This is a genomic window from Psychrobacter sp. FDAARGOS_221 (assembly GCF_002313155.2).
In the GTDB taxonomy this organism is placed as follows: domain Bacteria; phylum Pseudomonadota; class Gammaproteobacteria; order Pseudomonadales; family Moraxellaceae; genus Psychrobacter.
Genome location: NZ_NWFK02000001.1, coordinates 1,742,238 through 1,761,754 on the forward strand (window position 1 = coordinate 1,742,238; position 19,517 = coordinate 1,761,754).

A 19,517-nucleotide genomic window follows, 5' to 3' on the forward strand; every position below is an offset into this window, starting at 1 on the left:
ATCGTCCACTCATTATTATCTGCAATAATTTAGCTTGGCATACAACGGTTAAAACTTGCTACTAAGACCCACAAAGACGCTGGTCATATCGTCGTCATCACCTGTGCTGTGTGACACACCCGCATTAGCCGTCATTGCACCGAACTCACGTGAGATACCCAGGCTCATGCCAAAGCTGTCATCATCGATATCAAACTTAGGTGTTGTAAATGGCATATCAGGCTGAGTGTTTAAACGTGCCGTGACTTGCTTTTGATTGTCATCCAGCTGTTTTTGATAATGTACATCACCGAAAATATGAGTACGATCGCTTAAACGGGTATTGGCTTTTAGACCCAACGTGCCATACGTGGTGTTGTACTTTTGCTTATCAAACTGCATGGCGATACCAGTCATCTCTTTTTCTTCGATGGCATCAAGTTTGACTTGGTTGAACGTCGCTGCCAGATAAGGAGTCACACTGGTTTGACTAAACTGGGCAAAATCACCAAATTGGATCGGATAGCCCGCCTGAAGCGTCGCATAGTAGCGCTTACCATCAATTTCTGATTCAAACTGCTGCTGCAAGTCATCTAGGCTGACCACTCGGTTAATATCCATATCAATTTTGCCATAACCAACGGCGCCATTGAGCTGTACGTTACCCACTTTGTTGCTGTGATACAGGCCGATACCTATTTCGTCGTGATCTACTTTATTGATGCCACTACGAATACTTTTGTCCAATTCTGCTTGGCTGATATGACCATAAATACCAGTCACCGCATCTGCAGAGCCCGCATAATCATAATCTAAACCCAATAATACTTGGGTGTTACCACTGCTATCAAATCCTGCCACATCCATTGAATTGACATCAACAGAAGCCCAAACTGAAGGGCCTGAGTAAGGCTGTGTTGGCTTAATATCTTGACGCTGATTGATATGATTTTGTAGGCGCTGAGTGGTTGCCAGTCCAGACTGAGTCGCGATGTGTGGTAATAGACCCACCTGACTCGGCGCAGTCGTCACTGCATTGGCGTAGTCTGCAATCATGCGGTGTGCACGGCCTGTAGGGTGAATGCTGTCAGCAAAGAAGTAGCTGTTTTCAGCACCTACTTCCTTCAAGTTATCTCGACCACATTCAAGCGAGCTGGTATCACCACAGGCTTTTGTTGAGACATCTTTATAACCATACGCAGCAGGATCTGCGGCTACTTGCTGTAATAAGCTAAACGTATCAAGTGGGATAATATTGGCGCCTGATTGCTGTAACTTTTGGTACAAAGCATCATTGTAGGCAGCTGCTAATCTATTCCCAGTTTTCTTAAAAACATCCTTGCCCAGTTTCTCCTCTAGGAATGCATTTCCCTCAATTGCCTCATCTGCTTGAATAGTCTCAGGTGTCAGTCCAACATCAGGTATATTCGGAACTAAAATATATTCAGCACCATTAGTGTGTAATCTACTAACTGTAGCAATTTGATCTTCTACTGCTGGAAGAATATAACCATCAATTGCTTTCTGAATAGTTCCCTCTTTATTGGAGATAAAGCTCCCAATATTTTTTTGTATGTAATCTGAAGCAGCAAACAAATCATTAGCACCGATCCAGACCGAATATAGGCCATTTGAATCCACATTGTTATTGGCCAGATAAGTGTCTAACTGAGTTTTTGCAGAAGCAACAGGCAGCCCTTCTCTTTCGACATCCTGACCGGCTCTTGCGCCGCCAATGGCATAGTTATTACCCGAATTATCACCGCCCAAAGTATTGGCTGTCGAATTCAATCCTAAGCTTTCTGCAAATGAGGTTGCCCACGTATTGTCTGGGTTGGTCGTAAATTGGCCTGATTCTTCTTTATCTAATACCGGCTTAAAATAACCACCATCGGTCAAACTGTCACCAAAAAAGGTCACGCTGCTGTAGTCGCTGTTATAGCCACTGGCATAAGCTGTACCGGTAGTGGCCAAGCTGATTGCTAAAATTGCTTTGGTTAAGGTTTTTAATGCTTGTGGCGTTTTGGTGTTTGAAGAGGCTACCGGGGTGTACAGATGAGAGTTCGACATCTTGACTTCCTTGTTATAAAAATAGGTAATGCTAAAGGGGGAATAGTGAACAATTGTATACGCTTTGCTAAAAGCAGGCAATGATTTTGCAAATTCTAATCGTAATCAATTGCCTAGCTGCTATTTTTGCATAACTGCTACCACAATTGCGACTAATTATTTCTTGCTATAACACTGCAGTGGATTTCAAGCAGCTGAGTGCCTAAATCACCTTTAACAGGTTGCTTTAACAGCGCTGAGACCCTATATATACAGTATAGAGAGGGCTTTATTATTAGGGCCCATCACAGTGACAGCATACTTAATTTGTTACCCTGATGATTATAAGTGCATGCCTTATTAAACAGTGAAACATTTTATATCAAAATATTATTACCATTTAACTCGATTTACTGGTTTAATAGAAGCAACGATAATCAACCTATTAATCCTTTGTTTTGATTGCAGATTCAACTGCAGGTTTACCTGCCTATTAAAATGATAAAAGATGCAAGATAATAAAGAGTAATAGATTGATCTACTTAAACATTTAATAATTTTAAGGTTATAGTCATGATTGATGCAGACGGCTTTAGAGCCAATGTCGGTATCATCTTGGCAAATACACAAGGACAAGTACTATGGGCAAAACGAGTTGGTCATGATTCTTGGCAGTTCCCGCAGGGGGGCATTGATGCAGGCGAAACGCCTGTTGATGCTATGTACCGTGAGCTGTGGGAGGAAGTAGGCCTATATCCTCGACACGTTCAGCTTTTAGCCTCAACTGATAACTGGCTAAGGTATCGCTTACCTAAGCGTTATATACGCCATGGTCAGCAACCTTTGTGTATTGGACAAAAACAAAAGTGGTTTTTGCTCCGGCTAGATGAGCCGAATACTGAACATATCCGCTTTGATACAGCAAAACCAGAATTTGACCATTGGGAATGGGTTAGCTACTGGTATCCACTGGGTCAAGTGGTTCATTTTAAGCGAGGCGTTTATCGCCGTGCATTGCGAGAGTTAGCACGTGAGTTACCGCTAAAAAAAGAGTTGATTTTACCTGAGACCACAAACCACTTGTTACAGGTTTGAGCCTCAATAAAAGCAACTTCTGCTTAAATATATTGATGTATTTAGATTAAAAAAGCCCGTATCTGAGTGATGCGGGCTTTTTTTGTGGGTATTTATATTATCGGGGCTTTTTTATATTTATGAGCATTTATAGTCCATTCGTTATCGTCCATTAACTGCGCCGCTGATATTCACGGCTCTCTAACACCAGTAGCAGTCGTTTATCTATGCCGGCTTCATTTGACGGCTGCAATCGCAACGTCAAAATACTCTGGGTACGCGTACCATAATTGGGTAATTCAGGCGTATCGATACAAATAGAGGACAACGACTGCTCTAATTGCTCGGGCATCCCCGTATCTGGCAGCTGATTACTCGGTGCCTGCACCCTATCTTGTAATACTTGCCAAGCCGCAGATTGCCAATAACTCATATCACCGTTATAAAACTCAAAACTCTCGGCAATCAGCGGCAGCACTTCTTGGCGCACACGCCCACGTAATTTTTCAGACTTAAACCAAGGATCATTGGGTTGACCATTTGAGATAACATGTAGCCCGCTGTGCAATGGCGTTGGCGGATAGCCTCGATTATTAACCACAACTGCTTGCCTCTGGTCTCCCACTATTAAATTAAAACCGGCATAGTCTTGCAGCTTAATCTGACGTGCAAAAACCAATGGTGATAAGTCACTGGTTAAAAAGTGAGTGACCAACTCACCCCGAGAGCGCTGATCTGGCGAGGATTGTCGCCCATCGCGAAAGTTAAGCACCACTGCCCAGCGACCATTTTGAGTGACTTGCTGTTGCAAATCAGTGTGCTCATTTAAACTAAGCTGCGAAGATATCTGATGTAATCCCAACCAAGTGCCGCCACTTTGCTGATCACGTCCTGCATAGATAGGTGACTCTTGCCACTGATGCGCCGCTAAGGTCGGACGAGCCAAAAACTCATCGCGATTAGACAACAGTACTAAAGGCATCTCGTCAAATAACTGCCACGCAATGGCAACAATACACATAATTTACTCTTCTTTGGTTGTTATCAGTTTATGGATTAAAGCAAGACTGTTGGTGAGCAAGCATAGCCTATTTTTGTGGCCAGCATCAATGATTTGTCTGTGGCTAAATGTGGCCGTTTTCAGTCTGCCAGTATTCGACACTGCCAAATTTTGCTATCATGAGCCACACCACATAACTACGTAGATTTCACTCATGATGATTCATCCCCAATTTGATCCGATTGCATTGTCACTTGGCCCTGTCCAAGTACATTGGTATGGCTTTATGTATCTACTGGCTTTTGCCGCTGCCTATGGCTTGGCCTGGTATCGTAGTAGCAAACGCGAAGGTTGGACCACCGAGATGGTCTCCGACTTAGTCTTTTACGGTGCACTTGGTGTGATTTTAGGCGGCCGTATTGGTTACGTCTTCTTATATCAATTTGGCGAACTACTGGCCGACCCCACTTATATCTTCAGAGTATGGGAAGGCGGCATGTCATTCCATGGCGGCTTTATTGGCGTTGCTTTGGCGATGATTTATTTTGCCCGCAAATACAAAAAGCCCATCTTTAATGTGCTCGATTTCATCGTACCTTGTGTTCCAACGGGACTGCTATTTGGGCGTATTGGTAACTATATCAACGGTGAGCTATGGGGCCGAGTTTCTGATGGCGGTTATAATTGGCTGACGTATTTCCCACAAGCCGCACGCTTTGATGCAGAGCTACTCAACAGCACGCCAGCGCTTCAGTCATTAGCCATGCAGGTCAATGAAGTCGCGCTACTACCGCGCCATCCTTCACAGCTTTACGAAGCCTTTGCCGAAGGGTTATTAACCTTTATTTTAGTTTGGTGGTTTTCTTCTAAGCCACGCCCACGCATGGCGGTATCTGCTTTATTTATGCTGTGCTACGGCATCAGCCGCTTTACCATTGAATTCTTCCGTCAGCCTGACGCTGGCTATGATCTGATTTTTGGTTGGATGAGTAAGGGTCAGTTATATACCCTGCCAATGATTTTAATTGGCTTGTTATTAATGGTATTGGCCTATCGCAATCAAGTCTATGACTGGGGCAAATACGCGAATAATGCACCTCAAAGTCGTTAAACCTGAGAGTCGTTAAATGCGTTAGCCATTAACACATTAAATCAGATAGTAAAAATCATATTGAACATTAGGACAGCGCGCTAAGCCGCTTTAACCAAACAAGATAGAGCAACTGACTATGACACCTGTTAAAAACGAAGCCGCTTACTTGGATCTCATTCGTTATGTACGTGACCACGGTACACCAAAAGGTGACCGCACTGGTACCGGAACGTTAAGCCACTTTGGCGCCCAAATGCGCTTTGATTTAAAAGATGGGTTCCCCCTACTCACTACCAAAAAGGTACACATGAAGTCGATCACCTATGAGCTGTTTTGGTTCTTAAAGGGTGATACCAATGTTCAGTACCTCCAAGATCATGGGGTACGTATCTGGAATGAGTGGTCAACTGCTGAGCAGACTGCCCGCTTTGGTCGTCCTGAAGGCGAGCTGGGTCCTATTTATGGTCACCAATGGCGTAACTATGGCGCCAGCCAAAGTGATGATGGTGGCTTCAATAAAGACGGGGTGGACCAAATTACCCAAGTTATTGATCAAATTAAAAACAACCCCAATTCACGCCGCTTAATCGTATCGGGCTGGAACCCAGCCGAAGCCAACTTAGTGGCGCTGCCGCCTTGCCATACTCTATTTCAATTCTTTGTCGCTGACGGTAAGCTCTCTTGCCAACTGTATCAGCGCTCAGCAGACTTATTCTTGGGAGTACCGTTTAACATCGCCAGCTACTCGCTACTGACGCATATGATTGCCCAAGTGTGTGACTTGGAAGTGGGTGAGTTCATTTGGTCAGGCGGTGATTGCCATCTGTATCAAAACCACTTAGAGCAGGTGAATGAGCAGTTATCACGCACGCCTTACGAGCTGCCGACCTTATGGCTGAACCCTGAAGTTACCGATATTTTTGACTTTACTTTTGATGATATTCGAGTTGAAAACTATCAAACACACCCTGCGATTAAAGCACCTGTGGCGGTTTAGCAAAATGGGTTATATCAAAACCCTCGAGTATTTTTCAGTATTTAAGGACATCACATGAGTTACGCCGGTACCCAAGTTGCCCAAATCGCTGCTATCAGCAACAACCGTTGCATTGGCAAAGGTAATGACTTACCTTGGCACATCCCAAATGATTTAAAGCACTTCAAAGCGTTGACCACCTCAGAAACCGATACCTATGCTGACAGCAGCGTTAAAGGTATCGTTATCATGGGCCGCAAAACATTTGAGTCAATGGGCAGCAAGCCGTTGCCGAAACGGGTTAACTTTATCGTTACAACCCAAATGGACTATGAACAGCAGCACAATCTCGTCGATAACAAAAACGTGTATGTGATGCACAATCTTGATGACGCCCTGACCCAAGCGGCGAATATTGCGCACGGTCTCAAGTTCGATACGATTTGGGTGATTGGCGGCGAGAAGATATTCAAAAGCGCCATGATATTCACCGACCGCATTGAGCTGACGCTAGTGGACACAGACATTGAAAACGGTGATGCCTTCTTCCCTGAGATTCCAGGCGGATTTGAACAGACCGAAATATCTGACTCATTTAGCGATGAAAAAAGCGGCTTAAGCTATAAGTTTGTGACTTATCGCCTTAAAGATGGTGAATAATAGCGCATCGTCCTCTAGTCACAGTAAGACTAAACAGGTCGTTTTTACACTGCTAAAAGTCACCAAAACCGTCTTCGTTATTCTTATTGTGCTGATTGCTAGCTTAGCACTGTTGGCTATTATCAGTCACCAGTCACTGCCTGACAATCAGCAGCGCACGATATCCACCTCCCTTCCTTTCAACCCTCAAAGCGCATTGGCTCAGCAGCTATTGCCAGACATAGAGGCACACCCACAGCAAAGTGGCTTGTACCTGCTAGACGACAGTCATGAAGCTTTTTTAGCTCGTCTAGCGTTGGCATCTTCAGCCGAAGATACGCTCGATGTGCAATATTATATTTGGCATGACGACACCACCGGCCATCTGCTGATGCAAAGCTTGTATCAAGCTGCTGAACGTGGCGTGCGCGTGCGACTGCTACTTGATGACAACAACACCGGCGGCATGGACGCCCTACTCGCTAGCGTCAATGCCCATCCTAATATTGAAGTACGACTGTTTAACCCGTTTATGCAGCGCCGTTTGCGTCCGTTGGGCTACTTAAGTGACTTTTTTCGCTTAAACCGACGCATGCACAATAAATCCTTTACTGCTGATGGCTTAGTGACCATTGCAGGCGGACGCAATGTCGGCGATGAGTATTTTGGTTTTGGTAGTGGCGTGATGTTCGCTGACTTGGATATGGCCGCTGTTGGGCCCGCTGCTCAGCAAGTAGAACAAGACTTTGATCGCTATTGGGCCAGTGATTCCAGCTACCCTGCTGAAAATATTATATCGATTAACAATCCTGAGCCTTTTGATACTCAACCAGCAACCGATGAAGAGACTCAGCAATTTTTGACCGAGTTAATCCACTCTAAGTTTGTCACTCAGCTCAAATCAGGCGAGTTACCATTGATTTGGACCAACACCGAATTAATCAGTGATGATCCTGCCAAAGGCTTGAGTAAACCCAAACAAAGTGATTCCGTCCTGGCTCATATTGCGCCATTAATGACGCAGACCAAAGAAGAATTACTGGTCATTTCACCCTACTTTGTGCCGACTCAAAAAGGTACGCAGCTGTTTGCTGACCTAGCCGATCAGGGTAAACAGGTTGGCATCTTGACCAACTCGCTGGCCGCTACCGATGTTATTCCTGTCCACGCCGGCTATGCCAAGTATCGCAAACCGCTATTAAATGCTGGTATAGAGCTATATGAGCTAAAGCCAATGGCCACCATCAGCACCAAAGATCATGGCGGCATTATCAAAAGCAGCGGTGCCAGCTTGCACGCCAAAACCTTTATTATTGATAGCAACACCTTGTTTGTCGGCTCCTTTAATATGGACCCGCGATCGGCTGCGCTGAATACTGAAATGGGCTTTGTGTTTGACAGCCCTGAGATTGCCAATTACTTGGTTGATAATATGAAGCAAAAGCAGATGCAGTACAGCTATGCTGTCACTAAAACTGCTGAGGGCAAGCTATACTGGCAAACCGAAGAAGACGGTGACATCATTGAGTTCAACAACGAGCCACACAGCAGCTGGCTATCTCGCTTCGGCGTCTGGGTGTGTTCATTACTGCCCATTGAGTGGCTATTATAGCCGTTTATTTGCACAGCTACACAGCGTCCTTATTTGTCAGCCTCTCTATCTTAAGCATCCTTATTTTTCAACATTGATATTTTCAAGCAATCCTATTTATCAGCAATCAGGGTTATCACATCTGTGGTAAACGAGCCGTCTGCTTGTACCTGAAAATAATCTGTCGCTTCTTGACCAATGCTTTGTTGCAGCGCACGAATCGCTTTTACATAGTGCTCAGGCGTGCGCATGCGGGTCACCCAGCTATTAAATTCTAACAGCAACTTATGGGTCTGCATTCGATTCACCTTCAGCCCTGCCTGACTGAACATGTTCTGCCATTCAGCAACAGAATAATCACGCACGTGACTGTTGTCACGCAGTATCTCAATGGTCTGCAAAAAGGTATCACACACTGGGTTTGGCGGTGCCATCACATCAATCATCATCACTGTTCCATTGGGCTGACACACACGGCGCATCTCTCGTAAAGCTTGTGGTACATCCTGCCAATGGTGTGCTGAAAAGCGGCTAACCACTACATCAAAATGGTTGTCCTTAAAAGGCAGGAACTCTGCAACACCTTGTTGAGTACTGATGTTATTCAGCCCTTTTTGCTCAGCAGAATCAGCCACTACCTTGAGCATATCTTGCGACAAATCGTAAGCGATAACGCTCTCGGCATGTGGCGCCGCATAAAAGCTGATGTGCCCTGCACCACTGCCTAAATCCAGCACCTTAGCATGATCATATTGCGCTACTATCTCTTCTACTAACGCGAACTCTTGACCTTGGGCATGCACGCTGCTGTTTAAGTAGGCTGTTGCTTGCGAGCCAAATTGATTGTCGACCACTTGGTTATGGGTCATAGTTTTAGAATTGGATTGAGTCATCGTTATTCCCTTTTTATATTTTGTCATTATCGTGCGTGGTGTGATGTTAATTGCAACAATAATTAATGCGGTTGGATTTAATAAAATTAGCGGTAATGAAATTGGAGTTCGTAAAATCAGAGTTGAATCAGCTTTAATAAAAAACCCTCCTTTAGCTGCCTAAAAGAGGGTTTTAAATCAATAGCTATACCATGTAGACCCGTACTAGATGGCTTTGGTACGTTCAGTTAACCAGTCTAACGCCTCACCTTCAACACGGTCTTTTAGCTCGTTATAGACGTGGCTGTGGTAGTCGTTTAACCAGTCGATTTCTTCTTGGTTTAACACGCTCGGGTCAACCAAACGGGTGTCGATTGGGCATAGAGTAACCGTTTCGAAGTTGAGGTAGTGGCCAAATTCACTCTCTTCTGGGGTTGGAACCGGTTGATTCACCACTAGGTTTTCGATACGAATACCCCAGCGACCTTCACGGTATAGACCAGGCTCATTACTGGTAATCATACCCACTTTCATCGCACGCTCTGGCGGTGTGGTCGCGCTGTAGGCGATCACTTGCGGGCCTTCGTGGACGTTTAAGAAGTAGCCCACGCCATGACCGGTGCCATGTCCATAATCACGCTGCGCTTGCCATAATGGGGCACGGCAAATGGCGTCAATAAGCGGTGAAGCAATACCGTCTGGGAAGCAAGCTCTGGCAAGGGCGATGTGCGCTTTTAGAACAATGCTAAAGTCACGTTTTTGTGCAGCATTGACGTTACCAATGCCGACCACACGGGTGATGTCTGTGGTGCCGTTTTGGTACTGAGCGCCTGAGTCGATTAACAATAAGCCATCGCCTTCAATGTAGCTAAACTTGTCTTCTGTGGCACGGTAATGTGGCAATGCACCGTTTTCATTGAAGCCGGCAATGGTTGGGAAGCTAGGTGATACATAGTGTGGCTGCTTGCTACGTACGTCAATCAGCATGCTGTCGACATCTAGCTCGCTTAAGCGCTCGCCTTGGTTTAGACGGTTTTCAAACTCACTAAAGAACTGACATAAAGCAGCCCCGTCTTGACGCATGGCTTCACGGATGTGCTCGATGTCTTGGTCTGTTTTGACTGATTTTAACAAGCTGCTTGGGGCAATGCTTTCAATCATGCCAATGTCATCGGCTAAGTCGTTTAAGGTGCCCACCGCCACTTTATTTGGATCCAATAGTAGCAAGTCTTCTGGCGTCAACTGACCCAGCGCTGCTTGTACTTGATCGTATTCAGCAACCTCAATACCGGCATCGGCAAGTAACTTAGCGATATCAGCACTCACCTTCTGAGTGTCCACATATAAGGTAGCGCTGTCAGCACTGATTAACATGTGTGCCAAAAATACTGGGTTATAGTCGACATCGTTACCACGTAAGTTAGTCAACCACGCGATGTCATCTAAGCTTGAAATCAGATGATGCGTCACTTCAAGCTGTTGCATCTGAGCACGCACTTCGGCCAGCTTTTCTTTTGCTGATTGTGATAAAAACTGCTCATCATGCGCATATAGGGGTGCACTTGGCAGCGCTGGACGGTCTTCCCAAATTTGATTTAATAAGTCTTCTTCTGTGATCAGACGGATGCCGTACTCTTCGTCATCATTGTCGTCTTCATCTGCGACATCTGCAAAAGCAGCTAACAATCTGTCCTGCTCAGCCAACGACAACACATTGCCGTCAATGGCAACACTGTCACCTGCTTTTAGATTCGCAGCCAACCAGTCGGCGTGATTAGGTGCTCCTTTTTGCAGCTTTTGTAATTCAATACCCGTACCATCAAGCTGATCAGCCGCTTGTACCCAGTAACGGCTGTCGGCCCATAGTCCCGCAAAATCTGCCGTTACTACTAAAGTGCCCACTGAGCCGGTAAAGCCAGATAGCCACTGACGACCTTGCCAATATTCAGGTAAATATTCTGATAAATGTGGGTCTGCTGATGGCACCACAATGGCATTGATATCATTGTCCTGCATCACCTGACGTAGGTTATTAATGCGTTGTTGGATGGTACTCATAATATCCTCTTTTTGTCTTGTCTGTATTTTGTCGATGTTTTTTATTTATAAGATTGTTTATTACGCTATTAAAAGCTAAAAACGTGCTACCAGAATTATGGTAACACGTTTTGTTTTTTGAACCGTTTTCAGTTAGTAAGTGTATCAACCAAATACTGACTGCCAACGATTAAAAAGATTCATGGCTCAGACCATTAAGCATTGTTTTTGAGCTTATCTTCAGCTTCACTGCGATCCAACATGGCTCTCACTGGCTTAGCCACTGCCAATAAAATAAGCGCAGTGACCACTAAGAAAATAACCATGGTCTTGAACAAGCCTGGCAAGCCATTGATGGTATCAGCAGACACATGCCCGCCAAAGAAGGCAGCCACTAAGTTACCCATGGCATAAGAGGTAAAGAACAGCCCCATCATCTGACCCTGCATACCGGTTGGCGCCAGCTTAGTCATAGACGATAAGCCAACTGGACTAAGTGCCAGCTCACCTAAAGTTAAAAGCAACAAACTACCGGTCAACCATAAAGGCGATACCAAAGTACCTGGGTTGTTCACTACCGCTTGAGCAGCAAAAATCATCACCCCAAAACCAGCAGCGGCCAATAACATACCAATGGCAAACTTAGTCATACTGTTTGGCTCAAGACCACGGCTGCCCAACTTCACCCAAATGATGCTGACAATCGGTGCCAATAGCAAAATAAAGATTGGGTTTAATGACTGAAACCAAATACTTGGGATGCTAAAGCCCATCACATCCAAATCGGTATAACGATCGGCAAATAAGTTAAACGAAGTCGGTTGTTGTTCAAAGCTTGACCAGAACAGCGTCGAGCCAATGATAAGTAAGAAACAAATGAACAAACGCAGCTTGTCGGTTTTATCCAACTTGGGGGCGATGAACATATAAGCAAAATATAAAATCACCATGCCGGCAATAATATAGGTCATGTACTCTGCAACCATTGCCGGATTAAATGGCATGATGCCAGTCGCAATCAATACAATCAGCGCAATCAAAACCGCCATAGACACCGCGACCCAGCGCCCTATGTTCTGGTACTGACTGTTAGGAATTTCCCATTCAGGCGTTATGCCTTTTGCTTGAGCATAGCGCTTTAAGTTTTTGCGTGCCGCAAAACGATACACCAGTAATGAGATTAGCATCCCGATACCACCAACGCCAAAGCCGATGTGCCACATTTGACGCTCTTGGAAAATACCAACGATTAATGCCGCAACCAATGCCCCAATATTAATACCCATATAAAACAAGGTAAAACCACCATCACGGCGGCTGTCGCCTTCTGGATATAGCGCCCCAACCATCACCGAAATACAGGTCTTAAATAACCCTGAACCCAGCACAATAAAGGTGAGACCAATAAAGAACAGTGACATACCCATAAAAGCAGATAAGGCGATGCTCAAATGACCTAAGCCAATAATAATACTGCCCCACCATAAAGCGCGCTCTTGTCCTAGCCAGTTATCAGCTAGCCAGCCACCTGGCACCGCTGCCAAATACAAAGTACCGGCGAAAATACCGTAAATAGCAGAGGCAGTGGCATCATCAAAGCCAAAACCGCCATTACTTACCGAAGCGACCATAAATAATACCAATAAAGGGCGAATACTATAATAAGAAAAACGCTCCCACATTTCGGTAAAAAACAACGATCGCAATGGCTGCGGATGCCCCATAAAACTATTATCTAACGCCTCAAACTCCGCTGAGGGCTTAGAGGGTCGTGACTCTATACTCATACATTTCGTTCCTTAACTGTCGATACTTTAATAGTAAAAAAACCAGCCCATCAATGCGCCAATACTGATAACAGCCATTACTGATGTCAAAAATGATTTACCACCGATATCGGTCTGTACGATGACAGTGATGGTATAAAAAAAAGCTGTTGTGGCGGTAATGCTCGCCCCTGCATGACGACAGTGGGTTGGTTGATTACGACAAATAAAATAGAATAAAAAATACAAAAAGCCCGCTTAATCCTTCGATTAAACGGGCTAACTGATACAGCTTATATCAGCTTCAAAGCTGGCTTTAGAGTTGGCTTAACGGTTAGTTGCGGCTGCAGCTGTGTCGTAGCTTTTGACAACACTGGTGACAAAGTTGATGACAAAACTGAGCCAATTTGAGCGTGGTTACGCTCAAACTGATGCTGAGAATCTAGGTAGCCGATGCTATGGCAAACGTTGATTGCCACAAAGCGTGCTACTGTGCCTGCCAGCTCATTAAATATCAAACCAACAACTACTGAGCGGTTGCTTCTTCAGTAGCATCAGCGTCTGCTGATTCAGATGCTTCATCTTCAGCAACTGTTGTGCTATCAGCGGCGACACCAGTAGTAACTTCAGTGGTCGCTTCCACCGCTTCTGCTGTTTCTTGTGCGGCTTCAGAAGCAGCATTTTCTTCAACAGCTGTTGCGATATCAGTCTCTTCTGCCGCTTCCGCTGTGCCTTCTTCAGACTCTGCTGCTTCTGCAGTGGCCTCTTCAGTGGTAGACGCTTCAGGTGCTGCCGCTTCTGCTGTTGCTTCCTCAGTTGTCTCTGCTGCAGACGCCTCAGGGTCTGCATGATTACCTGCTGGGCGTAAGAAGGCTGAAATAGCAATGATAAGTACGATAGCCAAAAAAGCAACAGTACCAACTAGAGCGTAGGCAAATTCTTTCTTCGGTTTATTTTGGCTTGCATCTGCCATAGGTCACCTATCCGTATAGTTTAGTTATAGCCAAAATGATAGCAAATAATCACTGTTATCGCTTATTTTGGACTATCAATAAAAGTTAAAGGGAAATGGTTCGTTGTCGTTATCCGCTTCAGAACCAGTTACAGTTGTCGCTATTATATCGCAATTTAATGCGTTTTGTGAAAATGCCCTATCCTATTTGTGGATTAGTAGTACATTTTATTTAAAATTTATTTAAAAACAGTCCCATTTATTGTGGCTGATCAATATTTGAGTCACTGCTGGATGTTAAATAGCAATGTTAACACACATTGATTGAGACCGCTTTTGGACCGCATTTAGCCGACATTCGGGCGGCTAATTTAACATATCACGCGCGTCTTGCGCCTCGTTTGGCAAACACACTCAACAATAATAACAGTCCTATCACAATCAATATAGGATAGTTACCAAAACGCACATAAGGGGTCATGCCGGTTCTTGATTGCACCTCACCACGCAACACCGTACGCTCAAACTGAGGCGCGCGCTCAACAATACGACCTTTGTGATCGATAATGGCAGTCACCCCGGTATTGGTTGCCCGCATAAACCAGCGACCGGTCTCAAGGGAGCGCATCTGTACCATTTGCAAGTGCTGTAAAGGACCGGCGGAAGTGCCAAACCAAGCATCATTAGAGATGGTTAACAAAAAGTCGGTGTCTTTGGCATTGCGGCGTGTGGTGTCTGGATAAGCCACTTCATAACAAATGGCGGTGCCTAAGTTGTGACCACGCACCTGCAGCGGCACTTGATTGGCATCACCGCGGCTGTAGCTCAGAATATCTGGGCTACCCGCCAGCTTTGGAAACAGATCCAGCGCGCCCTCTAACGGAATATATTCACCAAAGGGTACCAAGCGCTGCTTTTTGTATATCCCTTCAGAGTCAGCGCCTAATGCCATCACACTGTTATAGAACGGCGCATATTTGTCCGTTTCCGGATTATAAGCGGCATCGTCTTTAAAAGGCACACCAGTCAACCAAGCAGTATCAGTTTGCTTGGCAATTTTGTCCACTTCAGAGATAAAGCTCCAAGCCTTAGTTTGGAACATAGGAATAGAAGACTCAGGCCAAACCACAACATCTTGATCCCACTCGGTACTGGTTAAGCTGGCATAGATTTCTAAGGTTTTATACTGATAATCGGTCAACCATTTTAAATCTTGTGGGATGTTGCCTTGAATTAACGACACTTTTAGATTGTCACTGCCTGCTTTTGGCTGTGTCCAAGCGGGATTGGTCAGCCACAGACCAATACTGATTGCCATCAATATCGCAGTCACTACCAAATAGCCAGCACGCTTGCGAAACACATCTACCAGACTTGCCGCCAATAATATGGCAACGAAAGATACCGCAAATACGCCAGCTACTGGTGCCAGTGACGACAGCCAATACTGCTCGGTAAACGCATAACCGACGAACAACCACGGAAATCCAGTAAATAGCCAAGTTTTAAGCCACTCTTGTAATACCCACAGCGCAGCAAAAGCCAATGGCTGCTTACCCACAAAACGGTTAAATATCACCGCCATAAAGGCATGAAACAACCCCATTCCGAGTCCCATCACCGCAATCGCTAATAACGACAGCGGCATGGATACATAGCCATATTCATGAATAGAGGTGTATAACCAAAAGGCACCGACGCACCACAGCCCCATGCCATACGCTTCACCGATGATAAAGGCACGTTTATTGGTCATCGGGCCCAGTAGTAAGGCATAAAGCAGCGCTGGTGATAGCAAGGCAATAATCCAATAACCATATGGCGCCAGTGACAACATAAACATCGCACCGGCCAGCCAAGCGACGATCACTGCCAGTCCTATGGGTAATTGTGAGGCTTGCTCAGAGACGGCAGATGCGTTAAGTCGTTTTTGCAGATGTTGGGTTGAGGCTCGCATGACAGCTCCGGTAACTGATGTTTAGGACGTATTGCTATCCTATTTAACCTGCAATAATTAGCAGTACATTAAATAGGACAATAACATTCAATAAGACAATAAATAGAACAAAGGGATTACATGAGATTGGTGGTTTTAATAGGCGTATCATAACAGCCTAACCGCAAAAAATCTCAAAGCTGATATAGTATAAGCAATAAGTGCAAAGATAAAGAGAGACCCAACCAATAGACAGCAAAATAGGATATAACGCTAAACACAAACAGAAGTTCACATTGCCAATCATTCACGCTATTATTTGCTGATACTGCAACTTATTGATAGCGTTATATTGTGATAGCGTTATTCGATCACGCCCACCGTTTATCAAGAGGCTGACCATGCCCGATACTGCCCATCCAAACTCTAGCTCGATGCCGCCAACCAGTGCCGTTGATCTGCCGGTCAATGTCCTAGCCGGTGTCGGTAGCAAAATTGAAGGCCAACTTGAGCAGTTGAGCGTGGTACGTTTGTTTGATTTGCTACTGCATCTGCCCCGCGATTATGAAGACCGCAGTCGCTTAGTGAATATTCGCGACTTACAAGACGGTCAGTCTGCGTTAATTGAAGGTCAGGTGACTTTTGTCGATAACAAGCGCAGTGGCATGACCGTAGTGGTTGAAGATGCCACTGGCGCGTTGCAACTGCGCTTTTTTAAAGTCTATGCCAGCTTGGCGCAGACCATGACCTTAGGCACTCAACTACGTCTGTTTGGTGAGGTCAAATACAGCCGTTATGGCATCCAAATGGCACATCCTGAATATACGGTCGTGACGCCTGGTGCGCCTGTGGTCAATACTGGGTTGCAGCCAATTTACCCGATCGTTAAAGGCTTGCATCAAAATAAGCTACGCACTCTGGTCAAGTTAGCTTTACAAACCGTCTATCAGCAAGGCTTGCCGTTAAGCGTGTTTAACGCCTCCGACTGGGAAGCAGTCAATCATTTGCCGGCGCCGTTACCGACCAATTCGTATGGCTTGCCTATAACGCCCACTGCCGGCGCTGCATCACCACAACCAATAGATAACAGCATTCCCAGTTGGCAAGGCTTAAGCTTATTTGAAGCGCTGACTTTAATTCACACCCCTCCGATGCACACCGATATCAGCTTGCAAGTGGCACAGCTTGAGCAATTAAAAGAGCGTACCCACCCTGCCTGCCAGCGTCTGATTGTCGAAGAGTTAACGGCACATCAGTTAAGCATGCTATATCGCCGTAAGCAGCTGCATCAGCACAAAGCACCCAAATGTGACAGTGACAGCCCATTGGCCAAGCAGCTACTCGACAACCTACCGTTTAGCTTAACCGGTGCTCAAGACAGAGTGGTAAAAGAAATCACCAGCGATATGGCAACCTCTATTCCGATGCTGCGTCTGGTGCAAGGCGATGTCGGTGCTGGTAAGACCTTAGTGGCGGCATTGGCGGCTTGTTATGCACTTGATAGTGGCTGGCAAGTGGCGGTGATGGCACCGACAGAAATCTTAGCTGAGCAGCATCTGATTAACTTTAAAGCTTGGTTTGAGCCATTAGGTATTGGTGTGGGTTGGCTCGCCGGTAAGCAAACGGCCAAGCAGCGCCGAGAGTCATTAGAGCAAGTCGCAGAAAATGAAGTGCAAATCGTGGTCGGTACCCATGCCCTATTCCAAGAGTCGGTAGTGTTTGCCAAACTGGGCTTGGCCATTATTGACGAACAGCACCGCTTTGGGGTTGAGCAGCGCATGGCGTTGACTGATAAAGGCGTCGCTGACAGCACCCCGCATCAGCTGATTATGACCGCCACCCCTATTCCACGTACGCTAGCGATGAGTGCCTATGGCGACATGGACACGTCTATTATTGATGAGTTACCGCCAGGACGTACGCCGATTACTACAGTCACCATTGACCGTGCCCGCCGCGATGAGGTGATTGAACGCATTGCCGCTAACTGTAAAGAAGGCAAGCAAGCGTATTGGGTTTGTCCACTAGTCGATGACTCAAGCACCTTAAACGCACAAGCCGCTGAAGCCACTTTTGCTGATCTAAGTGAGCGCTTGGACATCCGCATCGGCATGGTACATGGCAAAATGAAGTCAAAAGAAAAGCAGCAAATCATGGCGGCGTTCAAAAATGCTGAATTGGATTTGTTGGTCGCAACAACGGTCATTGAGGTCGGGGTTGATGTGCCCAATGCCTCCTTGATGGTGATTGAAAATGCTGAACGCTTGGGCTTATCACAGCTACATCAGCTGCGCGGCCGTGTTGGCCGTGGCTCGACCAAAAGCTTTTGTGTATTGCTGTACCAAACTCCCTTATCCGAGACGGGGATTGAACGTCTTAACGTGTTGCGTGACAGCAACGACGGCTTTGTGATTGCCCAAAAGGACTTACAACTGCGTGGTCCCGGCGAGCTACTTGGCAAGCGCCAAACCGGTAATGTGGGCTATTATGTGTCGGATTTAACCCGAGATGAAAACTTACTGATGATTGCCAGTCATCTGGCCAAACGCTTGATTAATGATGACTCGCGCAAAACGGAAGTTACCCAGCTAATTCACCGCTGGATGCCAGAAGCAAGCAAATATACCAATGTGTAGCTGGTTGTACGGCGTATTAAATACGGAGCATTAAAATAGTTAATCTTAAACCAAGCAATCTATTCATTAATGCTGGCTTGCTTTCTTTTATAAATACGTCTGTCTTGCTTGATAAACCAAAATGGAATCAAGCCGAATAACACAAATGACCAAAACCATTCCCTGCGCTTTTGCTGCTGAATCTGTCGATATTTAGCATATTGCGTTTCGAAGTCATATAGCGTATCGCTACCGACCTCAATCTGATATGCCAAATTACCAAATCCACCCAACTTCTGATATTGAGCCGTCATAATCTGACCACGATAACCCTCATCTACAAATAAATCTGCACAGCCATCATAGGTGCTGTAATCACAATGCAAATGCACTTTATTGATAACCAAATATTTAGTCGCCGATGTTCTTCTACCGCTTGGATAAGTCATGGGTCGATATGGGGTCAGGCCCGATACTTGCTGTAGCTGCGATGGATCTGTGGCAAGCCTAGTGAACAATATAGGGCTGTCCATCAATGTATACAGAAGCAAAGGTATCCAGATTAAGCTGATTAACTTATTACCCTTAAACGCTTTAGGTAATGATGGTTTTAAATAAACCCTAGAAATTACGGCACAGAGCAACAAGATGAACAGCGCCATAAGTGAAGTCACCATATCAGCGATATAGAGGCCTATCATAGGTGCCACCACAGCATATACCCAGCTAATTATCACAAATTGCTTGGCTGTTGGTCGTGTTAACCGTTGTTTTAGAGTGGGTTTTGGCATAACAAGTTGGCTTCGGCTGCTGCGTTTTTGTTGTTGTCTATCCTGTTGTCTATGATACTTTAATCCAATATACCCAGTGGTTTAAAGTTTTGATACCGACACACTAACACTGTGATTTTATAACTCAGCTTTCTTTCAGCCATAAAA

At 45.4% G+C, this 19,517-nt stretch carries 15 protein-coding genes; 6 read left to right on the forward strand and 9 right to left on the reverse strand.

Translation table 11 applies throughout. The features are described 5' to 3' along the window. Positions 1-48 precede the first annotated feature (48 nt). Positions 49-2,049: an autotransporter domain-containing protein gene (locus A6J60_RS07305; protein WP_096065394.1), complete on the reverse strand. Its 2,001-nt coding sequence runs from the start codon at positions 2,047-2,049 to the stop codon at positions 49-51. A gap of 552 nt (positions 2,050-2,601) precedes the next feature. On the opposite strand from A6J60_RS07305, the gene A6J60_RS07310 reads away from it, so the two are divergent. Next, positions 2,602-3,123, forward strand: coding sequence for an RNA pyrophosphohydrolase (locus tag A6J60_RS07310; RefSeq protein WP_096065395.1), 522 nt, complete (start codon positions 2,602-2,604; stop codon positions 3,121-3,123). Between the two features lie 151 nt (positions 3,124-3,274). On the opposite strand, the gene A6J60_RS07315 is transcribed toward A6J60_RS07310, so the two are convergent. Then, entirely contained in the window at positions 3,275-4,123 is an 849-nt protein-coding gene (locus tag A6J60_RS07315) for an NRDE family protein (protein WP_096065396.1), read from the reverse strand. Positions 4,124-4,316: 193 nt separating this feature from the next. Between A6J60_RS07315 and lgt the strand changes: the two genes are divergently transcribed. The 4 genes from lgt (at position 4,317) to A6J60_RS07335 (ending at position 8,422) form a co-directional block, all read left to right on the forward strand. Further along, positions 4,317-5,213: a prolipoprotein diacylglyceryl transferase gene (gene lgt / locus A6J60_RS07320; RefSeq protein ID WP_096065397.1), complete on the forward strand. Its 897-nt coding sequence runs from the start codon at positions 4,317-4,319 to the stop codon at positions 5,211-5,213. A 118-nt stretch (positions 5,214-5,331) separates the two neighbouring features. Next, on the forward strand, positions 5,332-6,192 hold the full coding sequence (locus A6J60_RS07325) for a thymidylate synthase (RefSeq protein ID WP_096065398.1): 861 nt from the start codon (positions 5,332-5,334) through the stop codon (positions 6,190-6,192). A 54-nt stretch (positions 6,193-6,246) separates the two neighbouring features. Continuing rightward, positions 6,247-6,831, forward strand: coding sequence for a dihydrofolate reductase (locus tag A6J60_RS07330; protein ID WP_096065399.1), 585 nt, complete (start codon positions 6,247-6,249; stop codon positions 6,829-6,831). Then, a complete protein-coding gene (locus A6J60_RS07335; protein WP_096065400.1) occupies positions 6,821-8,422 on the forward strand; it encodes a phospholipase D family protein in 1,602 nt (533 codons plus the stop codon). Before A6J60_RS07330 ends, A6J60_RS07335 begins: the two co-directional genes overlap by 11 nt. A gap of 92 nt (positions 8,423-8,514) precedes the next feature. On the opposite strand, the gene A6J60_RS07340 is transcribed toward A6J60_RS07335, so the two are convergent. The 6 genes from A6J60_RS07340 to lnt all read right to left on the reverse strand — a co-directional run bounded on the left by A6J60_RS07340 (position 8,515) and on the right by lnt (position 15,985). Continuing rightward, complete coding sequence (locus tag A6J60_RS07340; protein WP_096065401.1) at positions 8,515-9,294, reverse strand: class I SAM-dependent methyltransferase; 780 nt, start codon at positions 9,292-9,294, stop codon at positions 8,515-8,517. 204 nt (positions 9,295-9,498) lie between these two features. Further along, a complete protein-coding gene (locus A6J60_RS07345; protein WP_096065402.1) occupies positions 9,499-11,331 on the reverse strand; it encodes an aminopeptidase P family protein in 1,833 nt (610 codons plus the stop codon). A 194-nt stretch (positions 11,332-11,525) separates the two neighbouring features. Further along, positions 11,526-13,097: a peptide MFS transporter gene (locus A6J60_RS07350; protein ID WP_096065403.1), complete on the reverse strand. Its 1,572-nt coding sequence runs from the start codon at positions 13,095-13,097 to the stop codon at positions 11,526-11,528. A gap of 27 nt (positions 13,098-13,124) precedes the next feature. Next, on the reverse strand, positions 13,125-13,325 hold the full coding sequence (locus A6J60_RS07355; RefSeq protein WP_096065404.1) for a hypothetical protein: 201 nt from the start codon (positions 13,323-13,325) through the stop codon (positions 13,125-13,127). 277 nt (positions 13,326-13,602) lie between these two features. Further along, positions 13,603-14,049 carry a hypothetical protein gene (locus A6J60_RS13525; RefSeq protein WP_096065406.1) on the reverse strand — a complete coding sequence of 149 codons (447 nt, stop codon included), beginning with the start codon at positions 14,047-14,049 and terminating at the stop codon, positions 13,603-13,605. Positions 14,050-14,407: 358 nt separating this feature from the next. Beyond that, complete coding sequence (gene lnt, locus A6J60_RS07370; RefSeq protein WP_096065407.1) at positions 14,408-15,985, reverse strand: apolipoprotein N-acyltransferase; 1,578 nt, start codon at positions 15,983-15,985, stop codon at positions 14,408-14,410. Positions 15,986-16,365: 380 nt separating this feature from the next. Between lnt and recG the strand changes: the two genes are divergently transcribed. Then, a complete protein-coding gene (gene recG, locus A6J60_RS07375; RefSeq protein WP_096065408.1) occupies positions 16,366-18,600 on the forward strand; it encodes an ATP-dependent DNA helicase RecG in 2,235 nt (744 codons plus the stop codon). A 59-nt stretch (positions 18,601-18,659) separates the two neighbouring features. Here recG and A6J60_RS07380 read toward each other — a convergent pair whose 3' ends face one another. Beyond that, complete coding sequence (locus tag A6J60_RS07380; protein ID WP_127891436.1) at positions 18,660-19,130, reverse strand: hypothetical protein; 471 nt, start codon at positions 19,128-19,130, stop codon at positions 18,660-18,662. Positions 19,131-19,517: the final 387 nt, after the last annotated feature.

What these genes read in the sequence shown, in the direction of transcription:
- A6J60_RS07305 (WP_096065394.1), bottom strand. Translation starts at nt 2,049, where the DNA reads ATGTCGAACTCTCATCTGTACACCCCGGTAGCCTCTTCAAACACCAAA.
- A6J60_RS07310 (WP_096065395.1), top strand. Translation starts at nt 2,602, where the DNA reads ATGATTGATGCAGACGGCTTTAGAGCCAATGTCGGTATCATCTTGGCA.
- A6J60_RS07315 (WP_096065396.1), bottom strand. Translation starts at nt 4,123, where the DNA reads ATGTGTATTGTTGCCATTGCGTGGCAGTTATTTGACGAGATGCCTTTA.
- lgt (WP_096065397.1), top strand. Translation starts at nt 4,317, where the DNA reads ATGATGATTCATCCCCAATTTGATCCGATTGCATTGTCACTTGGCCCT.
- A6J60_RS07325 (WP_096065398.1), top strand. Translation starts at nt 5,332, where the DNA reads ATGACACCTGTTAAAAACGAAGCCGCTTACTTGGATCTCATTCGTTAT.
- A6J60_RS07330 (WP_096065399.1), top strand. Translation starts at nt 6,247, where the DNA reads ATGAGTTACGCCGGTACCCAAGTTGCCCAAATCGCTGCTATCAGCAAC.
- A6J60_RS07335 (WP_096065400.1), top strand. Translation starts at nt 6,821, where the DNA reads ATGGTGAATAATAGCGCATCGTCCTCTAGTCACAGTAAGACTAAACAG.
- A6J60_RS07340 (WP_096065401.1), bottom strand. Translation starts at nt 9,294, where the DNA reads ATGACTCAATCCAATTCTAAAACTATGACCCATAACCAAGTGGTCGAC.
- A6J60_RS07345 (WP_096065402.1), bottom strand. Translation starts at nt 11,331, where the DNA reads ATGAGTACCATCCAACAACGCATTAATAACCTACGTCAGGTGATGCAG.
- A6J60_RS07350 (WP_096065403.1), bottom strand. Translation starts at nt 13,097, where the DNA reads ATGAGTATAGAGTCACGACCCTCTAAGCCCTCAGCGGAGTTTGAGGCG.
- A6J60_RS13525 (WP_096065406.1), bottom strand. Translation starts at nt 14,049, where the DNA reads ATGGCAGATGCAAGCCAAAATAAACCGAAGAAAGAATTTGCCTACGCT.
- lnt (WP_096065407.1), bottom strand. Translation starts at nt 15,985, where the DNA reads ATGCGAGCCTCAACCCAACATCTGCAAAAACGACTTAACGCATCTGCC.
- recG (WP_096065408.1), top strand. Translation starts at nt 16,366, where the DNA reads ATGCCCGATACTGCCCATCCAAACTCTAGCTCGATGCCGCCAACCAGT.